General features: G+C 66.2%; 14 protein-coding genes. 5 read left to right on the top strand and 9 right to left on the bottom strand.

Translation table 11 applies throughout. The features are described 5' to 3' along the window. Positions 1 to 20: 20 nt before the first annotated feature. The 3 genes from HGK27_RS00705 to HGK27_RS00715 form a co-directional block, all read right to left on the bottom strand. A complete protein-coding gene (locus HGK27_RS00705) occupies positions 21 to 899 on the bottom strand; it encodes an MBL fold metallo-hydrolase (RefSeq protein WP_407674577.1) in 879 nt (292 codons plus the stop codon). Positions 900 to 927: 28 nt separating this feature from the next. Continuing rightward, on the bottom strand, positions 928 to 1,410 hold the full coding sequence (locus tag HGK27_RS00710; protein ID WP_206237931.1) for a DUF1465 family protein: 483 nt from the start codon (positions 1,408 to 1,410) through the stop codon (positions 928 to 930). A gap of 165 nt (positions 1,411 to 1,575) precedes the next feature. Next, positions 1,576 to 1,773, bottom strand: a complete 198-nt coding sequence (locus tag HGK27_RS00715; protein WP_206237934.1) for a YdcH family protein — start codon at positions 1,771 to 1,773, stop codon at positions 1,576 to 1,578. Between the two features lie 461 nt (positions 1,774 to 2,234). On the opposite strand from HGK27_RS00715, the gene HGK27_RS00720 reads away from it, so the two are divergent. The 5 genes from HGK27_RS00720 to tilS all read left to right on the top strand — a co-directional run bounded on the left by HGK27_RS00720 (position 2,235) and on the right by tilS (position 8,505). Beyond that, on the top strand, positions 2,235 to 2,390 hold the full coding sequence (locus HGK27_RS00720; protein WP_084455577.1) for a YdcH family protein: 156 nt from the start codon (positions 2,235 to 2,237) through the stop codon (positions 2,388 to 2,390). 480 nt (positions 2,391 to 2,870) lie between these two features. After that, positions 2,871 to 5,174: a phosphoenolpyruvate--protein phosphotransferase gene (ptsP, locus tag HGK27_RS00725; RefSeq protein ID WP_206237936.1), complete on the top strand. Its 2,304-nt coding sequence runs from the start codon at positions 2,871 to 2,873 to the stop codon at positions 5,172 to 5,174. Positions 5,175 to 5,333: 159 nt separating this feature from the next. Then, on the top strand, positions 5,334 to 6,374 hold the full coding sequence (locus HGK27_RS00730; protein WP_206237938.1) for a helix-turn-helix domain-containing protein: 1,041 nt from the start codon (positions 5,334 to 5,336) through the stop codon (positions 6,372 to 6,374). A 200-nt stretch (positions 6,375 to 6,574) separates the two neighbouring features. Beyond that, positions 6,575 to 7,552: a tetratricopeptide repeat protein gene (locus HGK27_RS00735; protein ID WP_241126752.1), complete on the top strand. Its 978-nt coding sequence runs from the start codon at positions 6,575 to 6,577 to the stop codon at positions 7,550 to 7,552. Beyond that, positions 7,543 to 8,505: a tRNA lysidine(34) synthetase TilS gene (tilS, locus tag HGK27_RS00740; RefSeq protein WP_241126754.1), complete on the top strand. Its 963-nt coding sequence runs from the start codon at positions 7,543 to 7,545 to the stop codon at positions 8,503 to 8,505. The genes HGK27_RS00735 and tilS overlap by 10 nt, the downstream gene beginning before the upstream one ends. A gap of 251 nt (positions 8,506 to 8,756) precedes the next feature. Here tilS and HGK27_RS00745 read toward each other — a convergent pair whose 3' ends face one another. The 6 genes from HGK27_RS00745 to zwf form a co-directional block, all read right to left on the bottom strand. Continuing rightward, complete coding sequence (locus tag HGK27_RS00745) at positions 8,757 to 9,485, bottom strand: L,D-transpeptidase family protein (RefSeq protein WP_241126757.1); 729 nt, start codon at positions 9,483 to 9,485, stop codon at positions 8,757 to 8,759. Between the two features lie 400 nt (positions 9,486 to 9,885). Further along, positions 9,886 to 12,666 carry a phosphoenolpyruvate carboxylase gene (locus HGK27_RS00750; RefSeq protein ID WP_206237940.1) on the bottom strand — a complete coding sequence of 927 codons (2,781 nt, stop codon included), beginning with the start codon at positions 12,664 to 12,666 and terminating at the stop codon, positions 9,886 to 9,888. Between the two features lie 280 nt (positions 12,667 to 12,946). Next, the gene (locus HGK27_RS00755; RefSeq protein ID WP_206237942.1) at positions 12,947 to 13,579 is read right to left on the bottom strand and encodes a bifunctional 4-hydroxy-2-oxoglutarate aldolase/2-dehydro-3-deoxy-phosphogluconate aldolase; all 633 of its coding nucleotides are present in this window, start codon (positions 13,577 to 13,579) and stop codon (positions 12,947 to 12,949) included. Beyond that, on the bottom strand, positions 13,576 to 14,559 hold the full coding sequence (locus HGK27_RS00760) for a glucokinase (protein WP_206237944.1): 984 nt from the start codon (positions 14,557 to 14,559) through the stop codon (positions 13,576 to 13,578). The genes HGK27_RS00755 and HGK27_RS00760 overlap by 4 nt, the downstream gene beginning before the upstream one ends. A 158-nt stretch (positions 14,560 to 14,717) precedes the next feature. Further along, positions 14,718 to 16,550, bottom strand: a complete 1,833-nt coding sequence (edd, locus tag HGK27_RS00765; RefSeq protein ID WP_206237945.1) for a phosphogluconate dehydratase — start codon at positions 16,548 to 16,550, stop codon at positions 14,718 to 14,720. 134 nt (positions 16,551 to 16,684) lie between these two features. After that, on the bottom strand, positions 16,685 to 18,124 hold the full coding sequence (gene zwf, locus HGK27_RS00770) for a glucose-6-phosphate dehydrogenase (RefSeq protein WP_206237946.1): 1,440 nt from the start codon (positions 18,122 to 18,124) through the stop codon (positions 16,685 to 16,687). Between the last annotated feature and the right edge of the window lies 1 nt (position 18,125).

Consider the following 18,125-nt stretch of genomic DNA (forward strand, 5'->3'; position numbering starts at 1 on the left):
CGAGAAGGGGCTTGCGCCGTTCAGGTCAGCACGAAGGCCTCGCCCTCCTGCCTCACCAGCCCGCGCCGGATCAGATCGAGCAGATGCGCCAGCACCGAACGCCCCGCAGCCCCCACCAGACGCGGGTCCAGCCCGGCATACATGCGGGCCACCAGAGCGGGAATCTCCTGCACATCCTCGCCCAGCAGCTTCAGGATCTGGCGCTCGCGCTGGCGGCGGTGGCCGATCATGCTGCGCACGAATTGCCGGGGGTTGCCGATGGGCTCGCCATGGGCGGGGTAATAGATGCGGTCCTCGCGCTCATAGAGCCGCTCAAGGCTGGCCATATAGGCGCCCATATCGCCATCGGGCGGCGAGACGACGCTGGTCGACCAGCCCATCACATGGTCGCCGGTGAAGAGCGCGCCGCTCTCCTCCAGCGCAAAGCACAGATGGTTGGAGGTGTGCCCCGGCGTGGCCAGAGCGGTCAGCGTGAAGCCGGGGCCCGCGATCTGCTCGCCATCGGCCAGAATGCGGTCGGGGCGGTAATCGGCATCGAAGGCGGCATCGGCGCGGGGGCCTTCATCCTCCAGCGTCAGCGGGGCGCAGCCGATGACCGGCGCGCCGGTGCGCTCGGCCAGAGGTGCGGCGGCAGGCGAATGGTCGCGGTGAGTGTGGGTGCAGGCGATCGCCACCACCTGCGCTCCGCCGATGGCGGCGGTGAGCGCATCCAGATGGGCTTCCTCTGCCGGGCCGGGATCGATCACCACCACGGCCTTTTCCGTGCCGACCAGATAGGTCTGGGTGCCGGTGTAGGTGTAGGGTGAGGCATTGGGCGCCAGAATGCGCCTCACCAGCGTTTCAGGGCGGGTGACAAGGCCGGTGGGCCAGGGTTGAGGGGGCAAAGCCATGCGCTCCATATGGGGAGGAGGGCATGGCTTGTCGAGGTTACGCTGCCCCCACCGCGCTCTGGGTCAGCGAATCCAGCCTTGCGCGCAGCCGGTCAAGCCCGGAAGGACCGCTGCCGCGATAGTCCTCGCGCCATCGATCATCGATGCGCAGCAAGCGGGCGTAGAAATGTTCGGTGGCGATGATCAGCTCGCGCACCGAAATCTCCAGCATGGTCATGCGCATCGGATCGGAGGTGGGGAAGTCAGGCGCCAGCCGGCCATAGCGGCGCAATTGGAAGGCGCTCAACTCGCCCATAAAATAGGCGCGATGGTTGAGCAGCCAGGCCATGGCATGCATCATCCGCGTGGTGGTGCGCAAAGCCTCGCAGGAGAGGGCGATGCGCAGGGCGTCTTCATTGGAGCCGGTTGCCTCGATCCGTCCCGAGAGATCGAAGACAGCGCGCACCTCGTCCGAAAGCACGAGTGCCTCGGCATAGAGCCCTTCCACGATGCGGGCATTGAGAGTGCTGGTAATGGTCATCGCATGCCCCTGTTAACCGGGGCGGAGCAGCGGTGACAGATGGGGCTTTTACGCTGCGGGGTCCCGAAACGGGATTTTGGCAAAGGGCCCCGAAATGGCACGACTCCGGGTTTATCCGGAGTAGGGCTTGCCAGCGCTGGCGGCACCCCTTTCGGATGAGGCGGCTCAGGCGATGATGTCGGGGATCAGATAGTCCTCGATCTGGCTGATCTGGTCCTTCAGGCGCAGCTTGCGCTTTTTCAGACGGGCGATCTGCAGCTGGTCCTGCGTGCCCGCGCCGCTCAGCGCGTCGATGGCGGCATCCATATCGCGGTGTTCGATTCGCAGCATTTCCAGGCGCTTGCGCAGTTCTTCCTCGGTCATGATCAGCAGTCTCGGGCGCAAGAGGGAAAGGCAGCAGGCAGCATATAAGGACAACTCATCGCAATCACCTGCGGCTCACCGCCACAGGCCTTGGCAGGATAGGCGCGATGTGGCTCTATGACAATCACGGAAGGCACAGTGCCTTGCCGAGTCGGAACTGGCACCGCAGGAAAGGCGACAGGGTCGTCGCCTCAGGAACGCCTTGGGAACAGCGCGAAAAACGCAAAAGACGTGCCGACGACCGGACAAAAGGACCCCAAGAGGGGCTGTGCCGGATGTATCCGCTGACTGCCTCTGCGCAGGCCAATTTGCGCATGCAACCTCTCCCGAGGAGCAGCGGACATGAGGGTGAACCGGGCCACGAGCAGGCTGCCGATCAGGGCAGGCTTGCCACGCGCCCTTTCCAACCGATCAAGGCCGAAAAGATCAAGTCTCGCGGCCTTCGAGAAGGAGAGTAGCTCATGGAAACATCGCACTACACTGCCCTGCAAACCAAGCATGCCGGCCTGGAGCGCCGTATCCATCAGGAAATGTCCCGACCTCTCCCCGATCCCGTGACGATCCAATCGCTCAAACGCGCCAAGCTGCGCATCAAGGATGAACTGCTGGCGCAATAGCGCGGTACTGATCCGACCTTTGGCGCGTTGGTAGCAGGCGGCAGATTTCATGCCGCACTGATCGGTTGCCTGTGCATGGTTGTGACTTGATCGGCCACCCCATGCCGTTCAGCCATCAGCCCCCTTGATCGGGTGGCATGGCTTTGTCTGCGCGTTTGCGCCTTCGCTCGCCCATGCGCGGCGCTCCGGTCTGTGGTCCGGGGCGTCGTTGCCTCTTCTGCGTTGCGCCGTCAGCGGCCATCGCTTTTGCAAGCCATCGCTTTTGCAAAGAGCCTGACGCAATTTTTTGAGGCTCACACAATTTTTACAGGGGCCTCTTAGGCTGCTTTCAGTGACAAGGTCATGACAGCCATGCGGGAAATGCATGGAGCGGGCATTTGTTCTGCGGCTTTTTGCGGCTGCATGTGAATTCATGCCGATTCATGGCCGCTGTCATCTTGTGCGCATTGCATTCGCCGCGCTTTCGGCTAGGCCATGTGCATGACCAGTGCTCCTGTCGGCCCCGTAAACTCTTCCTCCGCCGCCAGCGCGGCGCGCACCATTCTGACGCGCCTGCATGAAGTGATGGCCAGCCGCCAGAATGCCCAGGCCAAGCTCAACACCGTGGTCGAGGTGATCGGCGAAAGCCTGCATTCCGAAGTCTGCTCGATCTATCTGCTGCGCGAAGGCATGCTGGAGCTGTTCGCCACCCGCGGTCTGGCGCAGGAGGCGGTCCATGTCACCCGCATGGCCATCGGAGAGGGTCTGGTCGGCAGCATCGCGGCGCGCAACGAGACGCTGAATCTGGCCGAGGCAGCGGCACACCCTGACTTCTCCTATCGCCCCGAAACGGGCGAGGACCGCTTCCACTCTTTCGCGGGCGTGCCCATCGTGCGGCGCGAGCGTTCGGTGGGCATCCTCTGCGTGCAGCACGTCGATCCGCGCCGCTATGAAGAGATCGAGATCGAGGCGCTGCAGACGGTGGCCATGGTGCTCTCCGAACTGATCGCCAATGCCGAGCTGGTCGATGAGGAGGAGGCATTCGGCCTTGCCGCCTCGCTGACCGGGCCCGAGCAACTGCGCGGCCTCACGCTGGTCAAGGGGCTGGCGGCGGGCGCCGCTGTCTATCACCAGCCGCGCATCACCATCGAACACATCGTCGCCGAAGACACCGAGGCCGAGCGCCAGCGCGTCTATATGGCCTTTGACAAGATGCGCGACCAGATCGACCGCATGGCCAGCCAGGCCGAATTCGGCGGCGGCGGCGAGCATGACGAGGTTCTCGAAACCTATCGCATGTTCGCCTATGACGAAGGCTGGAGCCGCCGCATCAACGAGGCGATCGATTCAGGCCTCACCGCCGAGGCCGCGATCGAGCGCGTGCAGCAGCGCACCCGCATGCGCATGCGCCAGATCGACGATCCGCTGTTGGCCGACCGCATGCATGATCTGGAGGATCTCTCCAACCGCCTGCTGCGCATCGTTTCGGGCCAGCTGGGCACGGCGGCCAGCATGGGCCTGCGCCATGACGCCATTCTGATCGCCCGCAACCTCGGCCCCGCCGAGCTGCTGGAGTATGACAAGCGCCGCCTCAAGGGCGTGATCCTTGAGGAAGGCTCGCTCACCGCGCATGTCATCATCGTGGCGCGCGCCATGGGCATTCCGGTGCTGGGCCGTGTGAAGAGCCTGCGCGGTCTGGTGCGCGAAGGCGATCCGCTGCTGCTCGATGCCGATCAGGGCATCGCCTTCGTGCGCCCCACGCGCGACATGGTCATCGCCTTCGATGAGCGCCACGCCAAGACTCGTGAACGTCAAGCCGCCTATGCCGCCTTGCGCGATATGCAGCCGGTCACGGCCTGCGGTGAGCGCATCACGGTGATGGTCAATGCCGGTCTGCGTGAGGATATGCCCAATGTCTCGCTGACGGGCGCTGACGGCGTGGGCCTGTTCCGCACCGAATTCCAGTTTCTCGTCTCGGCCACGCTGCCCAGCCGGGAGCGTCAGACGCGGCTCTATCGCGATGTGATGGATACGGCGGGCGACAAGCCGGTGGTCTTCCGCACCGTGGACATCGGCGGCGACAAGAGCCTGCCCTATCTGCGCCATGACGAAGACCACAATGAGGAAAACCCGGCGATGGGCTGGCGCGCTTTGCGTGTCGCTCTGGAACGCGATGGCCTTCTGAAGGTGCAGGCCCGCGCGCTGCTGGAAGCTTCTGCCGGGCGCACGCTGCATGTGATGTTCCCGATGATCTCCGAGCCATGGGAGTTCGATGCCGCCAAAGCCGTGTTCGACGGCCAGCTCACCTGGCTGCGCGGCCAGCGCAAGCAGTTGCCCGAGGCGGTGAAATTCGGCGCCATGCTCGAAGTGCCCGCTCTGGCGGAAATGCTCGATGTGCTGTGCCCCAAGCTGACCTTCCTGTCGGTGGGCACCAATGATCTGACGCAGTTCCTCTTTGCGGCAGACCGTTCGAACCCCAAGCTGGCCGAACGTTACGATTGGCTCAGCCCCGCGATCCTGCGCTTCCTGCGCCGGGTTTCGCGCACCTGCCAGCAGCATGGCACGCTGCTGACCGTCTGCGGCGAGATGGGCGGCCGTCAATTGGAAGCCTTGGCCCTGCTGGGTCTGGGCATCCGCCGCCTGTCGATCACGCCGGCTGCGGTGGGGCCGATCAAGAGCATGCTGCGGCAGGTCCATCTCCATGAAATCGAGGAGGAAATGAACCGCCTGCTCGATGAACCGGCGCAGGATCTGCGGGCACGGTTGCTGGACTGGGCACAGGCACGGGGCATCACCTTCGACTAAGCCCCCATCCATCCGCGCATCAGGCCAGACCGGGGGGCCTCGCGCGGTGCTTCACTTCAACGATTTCCACGCTGCCAACCCGGCTTGGCGGTTGACTTTTTTAGCGCTCTGGCCTTGATTCTGGCCCGGGCTTGCGGACACATCAAAACGGGATCGCACATGGGTGCCGAAGACAAAAATGAGCAGCAGTCAGCACTGACCGCCGGGGGGCGGCTGCGCGTTGCGCGTGAGGCGGCGGGCCTCTCGCTGGCGCAGCTGGCGGAAAAGACCCGTATTCGCGAAAAGCATCTGGAAGCGCTGGAGGCGGGCGATTTCGCCGCGCTGCCCGGTCGCACCTATGCGCTGGGTTTCGCGCGTACCTATGCCCGCGCCGTCGGGCTGGACGATGCCGAGATCACCAGCACCATGCGCGCCGAATATTCCGGCGCCATGCCCGAGGCCGAGGCGCCTCCGGCCCCCGCTTTCACGCCCGGAGATCCGGCGCGCGTGCCATCCTCGGGCTTTGCCTGGGTGGCGGGCGTGCTGGCGCTGATCGCGGCGGTGGGCGGCTATGTCTGGTGGAACAATTACTACAGCCCGGCGGCGGAACTGCCCTCGCTGCTGCCCGCCGACACGCCCACGCCTCAGGCCACGGCCAGCGGCGCTCCTGCGGCGCCCGCCCCGGCGGCCCCGGCTCAGCCGAGCGGCGATGTGGTCTTCACCGCGCAGGGCACGGGCGTCTGGGTGCGCTTCTACGATGGCGACAAGACGCTGGTGGAAAAGGTGCTTCAGGACGGCGAGAGCTACACGGTCCCCGCCGATGCCCATGATCCCAAGCTGCGCACCGGCCACCCCGAGCTGCTGACCATCACCATCGGCGGCCAGAGCGTGCCCAAGATCTCGGAAGAGATGAAGACGGTGAAGGATGTGCCGGTGACCGCCGCCGCGCTGAATGCGCGCGGCAATGCGGCGCCTGCGGCCCAGCCCTCGGCTGCGCCCGGTGCTCAGCCGTCCGGCCAGCCTGCGCCGCAGCCTTCCTCGACACCCGGCGCGTCTCCCAGCCCGAGCGCCAGTGCCACCTCCGGCGCCCCCGCGCCTCACCATGTGGCGCCGCGCCCGCGCCGCCACAAGACGCATGGCGAGACGGTGACCGCGGGCGGCGTGCTGCCCGCCGGCGTGCCGCTGATCACGCCTCCGGCTGCAAATGGGGGAAATCCCTGATCTTTTCGTGAAGGCCCCCCTGCGCTATCCACAGTTGCAGCGGGGCGTTCCGGCGCAAAGCGGTGCATCACACGGGGGCGCGGCTCGACAAGAGCGGCGTCCCTGATGCATCAACGATCAGTTTTGAAAAAGCCTGGGGTCGACGGGGTCGCCGGTCGCAGGCTGCTATGGGCCAGAAGGCCTGTTTGGAGCGACGGACGATGACTGAGATGCGGCGGGGCAAGCTGCGCGTGTTGGCGCTGGCGGTGCTGGCTTGCGGCACATCACTGGTGGCGGTGCCGGTGGTGCATGCCCAGGAAGGCACGGTGGAAGAAATCCGCCTGCGCAAGCTGGAGGCCGAAGTGCGCGCCCTTCAGCGCCAGGTCTTCCCCGGCGGCGATCCGAAATTCTTTCCCTCCGATGGCTCGACGCCCGCGGCGCCCACCCCTCAGCCCGGTTCGCCCGCCACCACGCCGGTCACCGATCTGCTGACGCGCATGGATGCCCTTGAATCGCAGAATGCGCGCCTGACGGCTCAGGTCGAGGATCTCTCGCACCGCCTGCGCAAGCTGGAAGGCACGGAATCCTCGGTCCCCGGCGCTGCTGCCACGGTCACGCCGCCGCCCTACACCGGCCCGCAGCCGGATGTGGGTGCCACGCCGCTGCCCGCCAGCCAGCCCGCTTATGCGCCGCCGCCTCCGGTGGCCAAGCCCAAGCCCGCTCCGGTGGTCGCCGCGCCGACGCCGCCCGCCAAGCCGACAGCCTCGCGCCTTGCGGCGGTCAAGGCCATCGTCAAGCCGCAGAGCGACGATCCGGGCGAGGATGAATACAGCTACGGCTTCAAGCTGTGGGAGGCCAAGTTCTATCCCGAGGCCGCGCAGCAGCTGAAGCTCTATCTCGACAAATATCCGCGCCACAAGCGCGTGAGCTACGCCAAGAACCTGCTGGGCCGCGCCTATCTGGACGACAACCAGCCGCGCGAAGCCGCCAACTGGTTCCTGCAGAACTACCAGAGCAACAAGCGCGGCGACCGCGCGGCCGACAGCCTGCTCTACCTTGCGCAGGCCATGGTGGATCTGAAGGACAGCAGCCGCGCCTGCATCGCGCTGGGCGAGTTCTCCGACACCTACAAGACCGAAGCCGCCGGGCGCCTGCGCAGCCAGTATGACGAAACCCGCAGAAAAGCGGCGTGCAACTGAGCTTCGCTGCCGAGGCCGAACGCTTCGTTTCGGACCTGACGCGCATCTGGCCTGAAAGCACGAAAGGCGAGCCCCTGCTGGGGCTCGCCGTTTCGGGCGGGCCGGACAGTCTGGCGCTGCTGCTGATCGCTCACGCCGCGCTGCCGGGCCGCGTGGCCGCCGCCACGGTGGACCACGGCTTGCGCCCTGAAAGCGCTGCCGAAGCCGCCGAGGTCGCCCGCATCTGCGCCCTGCTGGGCGTGCCCCATGCCACGCTGGAGGTCCGCGTGGAGGAGGGCAACATACAGGCCCAGGCCCGCGACGCCCGCTATGCCGCCATGGCCGCTTGGATGGAGCGTGAGAGCCTCTCTGCCCTTGCCACCGCCCATCATGCCGATGATCAGGCCGAGACGCTGGTCATGCGCCTGAACCGGGCGAGCGGGGTCTCCGGGCTGGCCGGTGTGCGTGAGCGTGGGCTGGTCCCCGCCACCCGCCTGCCGCTGTTGCGCCCGCTGCTGGGCTGGCGGCGCGCGGCGTTGGCCTCTGTGGTCGCCGCTTCCGGCTTCACAGCCGCCGACGATCCTTCCAACCGCAACCCGGCCTATGATCGTGTCCGTGTGAGGCAGGCTTTGGCCGATGCCGCGTGGGTCGATGTGCCCGCATGGTCTCAGGCGGCATCCAATCTTGCCGATGCAGATGCTGCCCTCGATTGGGCCGCTGCTCGCGAATGGGCCGAGCAGGTGGTGAAGGAACCGATGGGGCTGGTCTATCGCCCCCAAGCGCCGCGTGCCGTGGCTCTGCGTGTGGTGGCGCGGATTGTGGAGCAGCTGGATGGGCAGGCTGCGCGTGGGCAGGCCGTGGCGCGGCTGTTCGATGCTCTGGTGGCGCGGCAGCCCGCCTCGATCGGGGATCTGGTGGTGCGGCCTATGCCCTCCGGGTGGAGTTTTATGAAGGGGCCGAAAAGAAGGTCCTAAGAAGGAAATGCGAGGGGGTTACCCCCTCGCGCTCCCATAACGTCTCCCGACACAAGGGTTTGTGTCATCCCATCGGTGCGTAACCTTCCCACAGGCACAGCAAAAAGGCGCCGCAGGCATGAATGCCGCGCCGCAGGCTTTCCTATCCTTGTAAAGCCTGCGGCGCGGCAAACTATGCGCAAGGCCGAACCCGATGCGCAACGCAGACATTAAAGGGAGCGCGAGGGCGATGGCCCTCGCATCCAACCTTCTTAAGCCCCTTGCTGCCCCCGGGTGATAATCACCTTATCCCCCAGCTTCGTCACCCCGAACACCTTCTGCGCAAAGGGCAGGGGAACGCCGACGCAACCATGGCTGGCATAGCCGTTCTGCACATTGGTCGCGTGGATCGAGACGCCGTCGTTGGTCAGGCGCATCATATAAGGCATCGGCGCGTCATAGAGGTTGGACATATGATGCGCGTCCTTCTGGGTGATCGGGAAGACCCCCAGAGGCGTGGGCTTTTCCTGCGTGCCCAGCAGCACGGCGGTGGTGCCGATCTCATACCCGCCTCGAAACACCGAAAGCACGCGCGCGTTGAGGTCCACGGTGATGACGATGGGGGCGCCGGCGGGGGCGCCATCCTCGTTCCAGAACCACTGGCCGTATTTGATGGGCTCGGTGACGGTCAGCGTGTGTTTGATGACCAGCGTGTCCGTGGCGGGCGTGGCCTGCGCCGGAGCGGGTTTGTTGCCGCCTTCAGCCTCAAAGGCGGGCGCATAGCTGGGATCGGCCTCGGGCGCGGCATCGGGCCGCTCCTTCATGCTGACGGGCCTGGACGCGGGAAGCGCGACGGTGGGCGCCTGGCGCGAGAGATGTGCAGTGCCCAGATGCTCATCAAGCTTGATCAGGCCAACTGCTGCCAACAGCGCGGCGCTGGCGGCCACGGCGATCATGGCGGGCAGGCGCTTTGCCTGCGGGATGGCGGCGATGGTGACCATGATGCGTTTGCGGGCCTTTGGAGCGTTTGACCAGCAGACGCTGCCTCAAACCCCGCCAAAACACCAGAGCGCTTGAAGGCGCTGTTCCAGCCGGGGACAGGCGAGGGGTAAAGGTTTACGGTTTTGGGGAGGAGGGGAGAAAAGGAAGATGCGAGGGGGTTACCCCCTCGCGCTCCCATTCCGTCTCCCGACGAGAGGGTTGTGGCACCCGATCGTAGTGCCTAATCTCTCCATCTGCGCAAGGAAAAGGCGCCGCAGGCAACAAAACCCCGGCGCCTTTTTCTCGTTTAAAAGCCTGCGGCGGAGCGACGTGAGCCCCAAGGCCGAACCCGAAGCGCACCGTAGACATTAAAGGGAGCGCGAGGGTGTAACACCCTCGCATTCACCTTCTTAAACCCCCTTACCCATGCGCCCCGAACTCATTCGCGATCGCCGTGCCGATCCGCAGCGCCAGCTGGTGCGAGCGTTCGATGGGCTCGATATAATCGCGATGGATCGCGGTGTAGCCATGCGCCGCATCGTCGGGATAGTCGGCGGGTTCGTCGACCTTGAAGTCCGACAGGCTGGGGAAGCTGGTGGGGAAGGCGCGCTTCAGCTGGGCCAGAGCTTCGTCCACGCGCAGGGTGAAGACCATCTCGATCACGTCATGGGGCGTGATGTCATTGGCGCGGCTGAAGGCGGGGACCATCACCACCTTGAGGAACATATGCTGGAACAACGCGAGGCGCAGCGCCTGAAGCACGCCGATGGAGCGGCGGGTATGCTCGCGATCCTGAGGCGAGAGGCCGCCCGGCTCCTCGGGGATCAGGGCCAGCAGCTGGTGCAGCTTCAACGCATCGACGCGCAGGCGCGTGGCCAGGCGACGGAACACGCCGGTGCGGTCGTCCGAGGTGAGATATTCGGCCAGGGCAAGGCAGCCCTGAGCGATATGGTTCTCGTCGCCACGATAGGGTCGGCTGGCCCAATAGGCGGAGTTGAACAGCTCGCCAAAGGCGGTGGCGGTCTTGATGCTGGCCACGGCATTGGCGGCGCGGACCAGACGCACCAGCTGGCGGCCACGGTCGCTGGAGGCGAGGAGGTCGGCCATGGCCTCGTAATTGCCTTCCGCCGCCGTGCCGAAACCGGCGATGATGTTCACCGGATAGCCCAGCTGCTGCAGGATGGCGTTGTGGGGGATGGCGCGGATCTGGCGCAGGCTCATGGTGCGGTCGGCGGCAAGGTCGCTCTGGCGGCGGGCCTTGCGGCTGCCGGTGTCGTTGAGCAGGCCAAGGCCGAAGGCCGTCACCGCGCGGGCATAGGTGGTGGAGTTGAGGTGCTGCTGCTGCACGCGGCGGATCGCACGGTAGAAATCGAGCGACAGATCGGTGCGGCGATAGAAGGGATCGGTCGGCGCGTAGGGATCGGCCTCGGCGGGGGCGAGTTCGATGAAGCGCGTGAGGGTGGCCAGCGCCAGATCGTCGGTGCCGAAGAAGAGGTAGCCGTCGCCGCCCTGAAAGCTGACTTCGGGTTCCAGCCTGATCCCTGCGCGCACGAAGCGGCGGCGCGCCCATGGGGAGAGGGGCCATGCCAGACGGTCGGCCATGCTGGCGGGGTGAGCGCCGCGCCCCATGCTTTCGCCATGGGTGTTGAAGATCAGCGCGGAAACGTCACCCAGCTCATTGGCGGTCATGGCCTGGGCGAGGCGGCCCTGCAGGCGCTCGATGGCGAGGCTGGCGGGGATCTGGCCCACGAAGCGACCCGCGTCGGAGAAGCCGGTCTGGATGGCGAGGCGTCCGCGCAGGCGGGCATAGGCGCGATAAGCGGGCTCGGCCAGCAGGTCGTCGATGAAGCGGCCGCCGTGTTCCAGCGCGGTCTCGGTCTCGAACAGGGGCGAGACGTCCACCTTGTCCTCAATGCCGAAGAGCTTGGCGAAATAGAGCGCGGCCAGCACCGTGGTGGGCTGCTCGCATTCGGCCACCAGCATGCGGATCGGGGTTTCCGCATCGATGTGCTGGAGGATCTGCGCCATGGTCAGGAACAGGCGGACGGCGGTGGAATTCTCGATGGCCAGCGCCGCGAAGTTGCTGCGCAGCGGCTTCACGTTCTGGAGCAGCTCGCGCATCTTGCGCAGTGCGGCCTGGCTGGCCAGATCCAGCGTGCCATCGGGATCGATGCGGCGGCGGATGGCGTTCTGCAGCTGCGAGCTGTTCACGCGGAAGTGAATCCACGACATGCCCAGCCCATCGGCGCGCATCGCGGCGGCGGCGACCAGCAGGGTCTGGGCGGTATCGTCATCGCTGGCGGCGGCCAGCTTTTCCAGCTCGGCAATGATGGGGGACAGCGTGACCAGCTTGTCGGCGTGGTTGGCGGTCAGCTGGTTGGCGGCGTGGTTCACCGCCGAAGGGTTGGTCATGTCGCCGGCGAAGAGCTTGGCCATGGCTTCGGTGTGAGCGCCAGCGGCGGCCAGCTTTTCCGCGATGTCGGGCGCGGCCTCTTCCAGCAGGGCGGCGTAGGAGGCGAGGCGTTCGGCCTTTTCCTCCAGCCGGTAGCGGATGCAGGTCTGCCAGCCGATGTCGGTGCGGCCATCCATGTCATAGCCGACCCAGCTGGCGAAGCGCACCGGCGCGGGGGCCAGCTTGCGCCATTGCGCGGGCCAGCGGGTGCGGGCGGTGGAGAGCAGCGTGGCGTTGATCGCGTCGCGGGCCTTCTGGGCGCGGGCGATGGCGGCCATGGCGTCGGCATGTTCGGAATCGAGGGTGATCGTGTCACGCGCGGCAGGTGCGGCGCAGACCGTCTCACTGTCGAGATCGCCCTGGCTGGCGGCCAGCGCCACGGCCTGACCCTGAGCGCGGGCCAGCAGGAAGGTGGGGTGAGCGGTGAAGACGATATGGGCGACCGGGCGGCTCCAGCGCGCGGCAAAGGCGGTGAAATCGCCGCCTTCGGCCATGGCGCCGATATGGGCCAGATTGGTCTGCGGATCGACCGGGGAGACGAGGCGGTTCAGGCGCCGGGCGCGAACACGCAGGCCTTCGCATTCCAGCTCGGCCACCATGGATTCAATGCGTTCGAGGCTCAGCTCGCCGCTTTCCATCTTGCGTGACAGTTCCAGACCCAGCTGGAAGACGGGGTTGAACAGCGGGGTTTCGGCGGTACGCTCGTGCAGTTCCTGCAAGCGGCGATCAAGGGCGGCAAACTCGCTCATCGTAAAGACTCTCCCGAACTGGCGTTCTTGCGATGCGCCTCTTTCGGCCGGTCCTGTCCCTGAATCATGGCCCTCTGACAAGGGGCCTTTCGTCGGTCAGCCTAGCGCAAGCCCGCCCGGCTGGGGAAGGCCAAAGATGCGCGCCCGCAAGAGCGCCTGAAAGGTGTTGTCGCGCGACCCGGGGCGAGATCGCCCGCAACCCCTGAATGAAGGGCCCGCCGTGGCGGCAGGCCCTTCGCTATGGTGGTGACGGAACGGATGGGCTTGCGGCCCTTAAGACTTAGGCCTTCAGCGCCGCAGCAGCCTGAGCGCCGCTCAGGATCGCGGCGGTGTCCACCTTGCTGCCGTCGAAAGCGCTCTTGGGCAGCATCCAGCTGCCGCCGACGCAGAGCACGGCTTCCAGCGCCAGATAATTGGGCGCGGTGGCCAGCGTGATGCCGCCGGTGGGGCAGAAGCGCGCATCGCCGAAAGGCGCGGCAATGGCCTTCAGCGCTGAAGTGCCGCCAGCGGCCTCAGCCGGGAAGAACTTGAAGCGCGACAGGCCCAGATCCATGCCCAGCATGATGTCTGCGGCATTGGCCGTGCCGGGCAGGAAGGGGATGTTCGCCTTCACAGCGGCTTCGCCCAGCGCGGGGGTCAGGCCGGGCGAGACGATGAATTCCGAGCCCGCATCGATGGCGGACTGCAGCTGGGCGGGGTTCAGCACCGTGCCCGCGCCGACGATGGCGCCGGGGACCTGCTTCATCACCTTGATGGCTTCCAGCGCGCAAGGAGTGCGCAGCGTCACCTCAAGCACCTTGAGGCCGCCTTCGACCAGCGCCTCGGCCAGCGGCAGGGCATGGGCGATGTCCTCGATCACCAGCACCGGAATCACGGGCGCGGTGCGCATGATGGTTTCGATTGCGACGGTCATTGGACATGTTCCTTCTGGAAGGCTGCCGCCGCGCCCAACAGGCCCGGCTGCGGATGGGTGATGAGCTTGACCGGCAGGCCCGCCATCAGATTTTCAAAGCGCCCCTTGGCGCGGAAACGGTCGCCGAAGCCACTGGCCACCAGCGTGTCGCAAATGCGCAGGCCAAGCCCGCCCGCGATCACCACGGCCACGGCGCCATGCACCAGCGCGTAATCGCCCGCCGCGCTGCCCAGCGAGAGGCAGAAACGGTCGACGGCGGTGGCGCAGAGCACGTTCTCGCGGCGCTTTTCGGGGTCTGTACCCAGCGTCCAGATCGTGCGGTCGTCCAAAGGCGTGTTCGGCTTGCCTTCCAGCACCGCCAGCGTCTCGTAAATATCGACGATGGCCGGGCCGGAGACGACACGCTCCACGCTGACGCGGCGATGGCGCTGGCGCAGGCGGGCCAGCAGCGCATCCTCGATGGCGTCGAGCGGGGCGAAATCGATATGGCCGCCCTCGGTGGGCTGCACATGATAGTTGCCGGTGCCGTCGCGCCACAATTGCGCCACGCCAAGGCCGGTGCCGGGGCCGGGGATGCTGATCGTGCCCTTGGTGGGCAGCGGCACATCGGGGCCGGAGAGATGGATGAAATATTCCGGGCCGGCATGGGCCACCGCATGGGCCACCGCGCCGAAATCATTGACCAGCGTCACCTTGTCCACCCCCAGCCGGTCATGCAGCTGGCCGGGATAGATCACCCAGGGGTTGTTGGTGAATTTGATCGCATCGCTGTTGATCGGCCCGGCAATCGCCACCGCCGCCGCGCGGGGCAGGGGGCTGCCGTTGATCTCGGCAAAATGGGCCCAGGCCGATTCGAAGCTGGCATGGTCCTTGGTGTGGAGCGTTTCCACCTTGCCCAGCGACACTTTGCCGTCATCGCTCAGCTCGGCGATGGTGAAACGGGCGTGGGTGCCGCCGATATCGACTGAAACAATGTCCATGGTGGCCTCGTCTAAAGCATCATCTCGAAGTGGGAACCGGTTTTTTGCACCTGCGATGCGACAGGGCGTTTCCTGTCGCATCGCAGCACTACCCGGTTTCCCGTGAAAGCCGTGTGAAACCGGGCTGTGAAGCCCGGCCACAGCCGGAGCGGCGGGCTTTACAGCCCCGCCAGCGCCAGCATGGCCGAACCGCCCTGCTCGGCGCCATCGGCGCCCAGGCGGAACATGGCAAACAGTTCGCGGCCCACGCCCATCACGGGCGGCGGGGCGGCGGCAGGCTCACGCCCGCTGATGTCGGTCAGCACCTCCAGCTGGCCGGTTGCGGCGCAGAGGCGCACCACGTCGCCATCGCGCAGATAGGCCAGCGGGCCGTTGACGCCGGTGCTGTCGGCCAGCGCCTCGGGCGTGACGTGGATGGCGGCGGGCACCTTGCCCGATGCGCCCGACATGCGTCCATCGGTGACCAGCGCCACTTTGAAGCCCTTGTCCTGAAGCACGCCGAGCGGCGGGGTCAGCTTGTGCAGCTCGGGCATGCCATTGGCGCGCGGGCCCTGGAAGCGGACCACCACGATGACATCCTTGTGCAATTCTCCGGCCTTGAAGGCGGTCTGCACATCCTCCTGCGTGTCGAAGACGCGGATGGGCGCCTCGATGGTCCAGCGGTCCTTGTCGACGGCGCTGCTCTTGAAGGTGCCGCGACCCAGATTGCCCTGCACCAGACGCATGCCGCCATCGGGCAGGAAGGCGTTGGAGACGGGGCGCAGCATGGCGTCGTCGCCGCTGGTGTCGGGGGCGGGGCGGAAGTTCAGCGCCTCGCCATCCATGAAGGGCTCGGTGGCGAAATCGGCCATGCCACCTTCGGCGATGGTCAGGATGTCGGCATGGGCCAGACCGCCCGCCAGCAGCTCCTTGATGACATAGCCCATGCCGCCTGCGGCGTGGAAATGGTTCACGTCGCCCGTGCCGTTGGGATAGACCCGCGCGATCAGCGGCACGGCATGCGACAGCTCGTCCATATCCTGCCAGTCGAGGATGATGCCGGCGGCACGCGCCATGGCGGGGATGTGGATGGCATGGTTGGTGGAGCCACCGGTGGCCAGCAGGCCGACCACGGCATTCACGATGGCCTTTTCATTCACCATCTCGCCCATCGGGCGGTAGCTGTTGCCGCTCTTGCCGATGGCGGCGAGGCGGTGGACGGCGGCGCGGGTCAGCGCGCTGCGCAGCGGCGTGTTGGGCGGCACGAAGCTGGAGCCGGGCAGCTGCAGCCCCATCATCTCCATCATCATCTGGTTCGAATTGGCCGTGCCATAGAAGGTGCAGGTGCCCACCGAATGGTAGGAGCCCATCTCGCTTTTCAGCAGTTCCTCGCGGCCGACCTTGCCCTCGGCATAGAGCTGACGGGTCTTCTGCTTTTCCTTGTTGGCGATGCCGGTGGGCATCGGCCCCGAAGGAATGAAGACGGCGGGCAGATGGCCGAAGCGCAGCGCGCCGATCACCAGACCGGGCACGATCTTGTCGCAGATGCCCAGCAGGGCCATGCCGTCGAACATGGCGTGGCTCATGGCGACGCCGGTGGCCAGAGCAATGGCGTCGCGGCTGAAGAGCGACAGCTCCATGCCCTCGTAACCTTGCGTGACGCCGTCGCACATGGCGGGCACGCCGCCCGCCACCTGCATGGTGGCGCCGATTTCGCGGGCATAGATCTTCATGGCATCGGGGTAGCGGCCATAGGGCTGATGCGCCGAAAGCATATCGTTGTAAGCCGTCACGATCGCCAGATTGGGCGCCTTGGTGAAGGCCATGGTCTTCTGGTCGCCCTCGGCCCCGGCATAGGTGTGCGCGAGGTTCGAGCAGCCGAAGAAGCTGTTGCGCTCGCCATGGCGGTCGGCCTCGGCGCGGATCATGTCGAGGTAGCGCGTGCGGCCCGGCTTGGACCGTTCGATGATGCGCGCGGTGACGCTTTCGATGGTGGAATGAAGCTGGGCCATGGTGGGTCTACTCTGCACAAGAAAGCGGGGCTCTGGCGAACCCGCGCTTGTGGTGATGGATCGGGCCATGGCCCGGATTGTTCCTGGCGGGGGTGGGCAAGCCTTATGGCTTGCCCAAGCCCTTGTTCATGCGCCTATTCGTGCCAGGTGACGCTGTCCTTCGCGGCCAGCGCGATGGCGGCGGTGGGGCCCCAGCTGCCCGCCGGATAGGGCTGCGGGATGATCTCGTTCTCGGTCCAGCAGGCGCGGATGTTGTCCACCCAGGTCCACTGGGCTTCCACCTCGTCGCGGCGCACGAACAGCGTCTGGTCGCCCTCGATCAGGTCGAGCAGCAGGCGTTCGTAAGCGATGCGCTTGGTGGGGCCAGCGAAAGCATCGGGCATGCGGATGTCCAGCGGCACCTCGCGCAGGCGGATGCCGCCGCGATCGAGGCCGGGCACCTTGGTCATCAGATCCAGCGTGATGTTCTCTTCCGGCTGGATGCCGATGACCAGACGGTTGGGCTTGGCCACCGCGCCGCGCTGGGCGAACATCGAATGCGGCACCGGGCGGAACTGCACGACGATCTCGGTCGTGCGCTTGGGCAGGCGCTTGCCGGTGCGCAGGTAGAAGGGCACGCCCTTCCAGCGCCAGTTGTCGATGAAGGCCTTGATGGCGACGAAGGTTTCCGTCTCCGAAGGCTTCTGCAATTCGTCGATATAGCCCGGCACGCTGCCGCCCGCGATGGCGCCCGCCACATACTGGCCGGTGACGATATCGCCCGGAGTCACCTTGCGCAGCGAGTTCAGGACCTTGGTCTTCTCGCCGCGCACATCGACGGGGTCGAAGCGGGCAGGCGGCTCCATGGCGACCAGCGCGAGAAGCTGCAGCATATGGTTCTGCACCATATCGCGCAGCGCGCCCGCGCCGTCATAGAAGCCGACGCGGCCTTCAAGGCCCACGGTCTCGGCCACGGTGATCTGCACATGCTCGATATGCGTGGCGTTCCACAAAGGCTCGAACATGATGTTGGCGAAACGCAGCGCCAGCAGGTTCTGGACGGTTTCCTTGCCCAGATAGTGGTCGATGCGGAAGATGCGATCCTCGGTGAAGGCGCCGGCGACGGCATCGTTCACCACTTTCGAGGAGGGCAGATCGATCCCCAGCGGCTTTTCCAGACCGATGCGGCTGCGCTCATTGGCGAGGCCACTGGCGACGAGGCCCGCGATGGTCGGCTCGAACAGGCTGGGCGCGGTCGAGAGGAAGATCGCCAGACCATTTTCCACCGTGCCGACCTTCTCGGCCAGCGCATGGAAGTGGCTGGTGTCGTTCGCGTCGAGCGGCTGGTAGAACAAGCGCGTGAGGAAGCTGGGGATGGCGCCCTTGCGATGCTCGGGCAGGAATTTGTCCAGTGCCTGCGCGGCGAACTCACGGAAGGACGTGTCGTCCATCTCGGAGCGCGCGGTGCAGACGATCTGCAACTTGTCGGAGACCAGACGGTCAGCGTGCAGCGCGCAGAGCGAGGGCAGCAGCATCCGCTGCGACAGGTCGCCGGTGGCGCCGAACAGCAGCAGGCGGTCCGCGGTAAAGCTCATG

Origin of the sequence: Novosphingobium terrae, assembly GCF_017163935.1 — a bacterium.
GTDB lineage: Bacteria > Pseudomonadota > Alphaproteobacteria > Sphingomonadales > Sphingomonadaceae > Novosphingobium > Novosphingobium terrae.

Bases quoted from the DNA above. Each gene is read 5' to 3' on its own strand.
- edd (WP_206237945.1), bottom strand. From the start codon at position 16,550: ATGGCCCAGCTTCATTCCACCATCGAAAGCGTCACCGCGCGCATCATC.
- HGK27_RS00735 (WP_241126752.1), top strand. From the start codon at position 6,575: ATGACTGAGATGCGGCGGGGCAAGCTGCGCGTGTTGGCGCTGGCGGTG.
- ptsP (WP_206237936.1), top strand. From the start codon at position 2,871: ATGACCAGTGCTCCTGTCGGCCCCGTAAACTCTTCCTCCGCCGCCAGC.
- HGK27_RS00730 (WP_206237938.1), top strand. From the start codon at position 5,334: ATGGGTGCCGAAGACAAAAATGAGCAGCAGTCAGCACTGACCGCCGGG.
- HGK27_RS00715 (WP_206237934.1), bottom strand. From the start codon at position 1,773: ATGACCGAGGAAGAACTGCGCAAGCGCCTGGAAATGCTGCGAATCGAA.
- HGK27_RS00760 (WP_206237944.1), bottom strand. From the start codon at position 14,559: ATGGACATTGTTTCAGTCGATATCGGCGGCACCCACGCCCGTTTCACC.
- HGK27_RS00710 (WP_206237931.1), bottom strand. From the start codon at position 1,410: ATGACCATTACCAGCACTCTCAATGCCCGCATCGTGGAAGGGCTCTAT.
- HGK27_RS00720 (WP_084455577.1), top strand. From the start codon at position 2,235: ATGGAAACATCGCACTACACTGCCCTGCAAACCAAGCATGCCGGCCTG.
- HGK27_RS00755 (WP_206237942.1), bottom strand. From the start codon at position 13,579: ATGACCGTCGCAATCGAAACCATCATGCGCACCGCGCCCGTGATTCCG.
- zwf (WP_206237946.1), bottom strand. From the start codon at position 18,124: ATGAGCTTTACCGCGGACCGCCTGCTGCTGTTCGGCGCCACCGGCGAC.
- HGK27_RS00705 (WP_407674577.1), bottom strand. From the start codon at position 899: ATGGAGCGCATGGCTTTGCCCCCTCAACCCTGGCCCACCGGCCTTGTC.
- HGK27_RS00745 (WP_241126757.1), bottom strand. From the start codon at position 9,485: ATGGTCACCATCGCCGCCATCCCGCAGGCAAAGCGCCTGCCCGCCATG.
- HGK27_RS00750 (WP_206237940.1), bottom strand. From the start codon at position 12,666: ATGAGCGAGTTTGCCGCCCTTGATCGCCGCTTGCAGGAACTGCACGAG.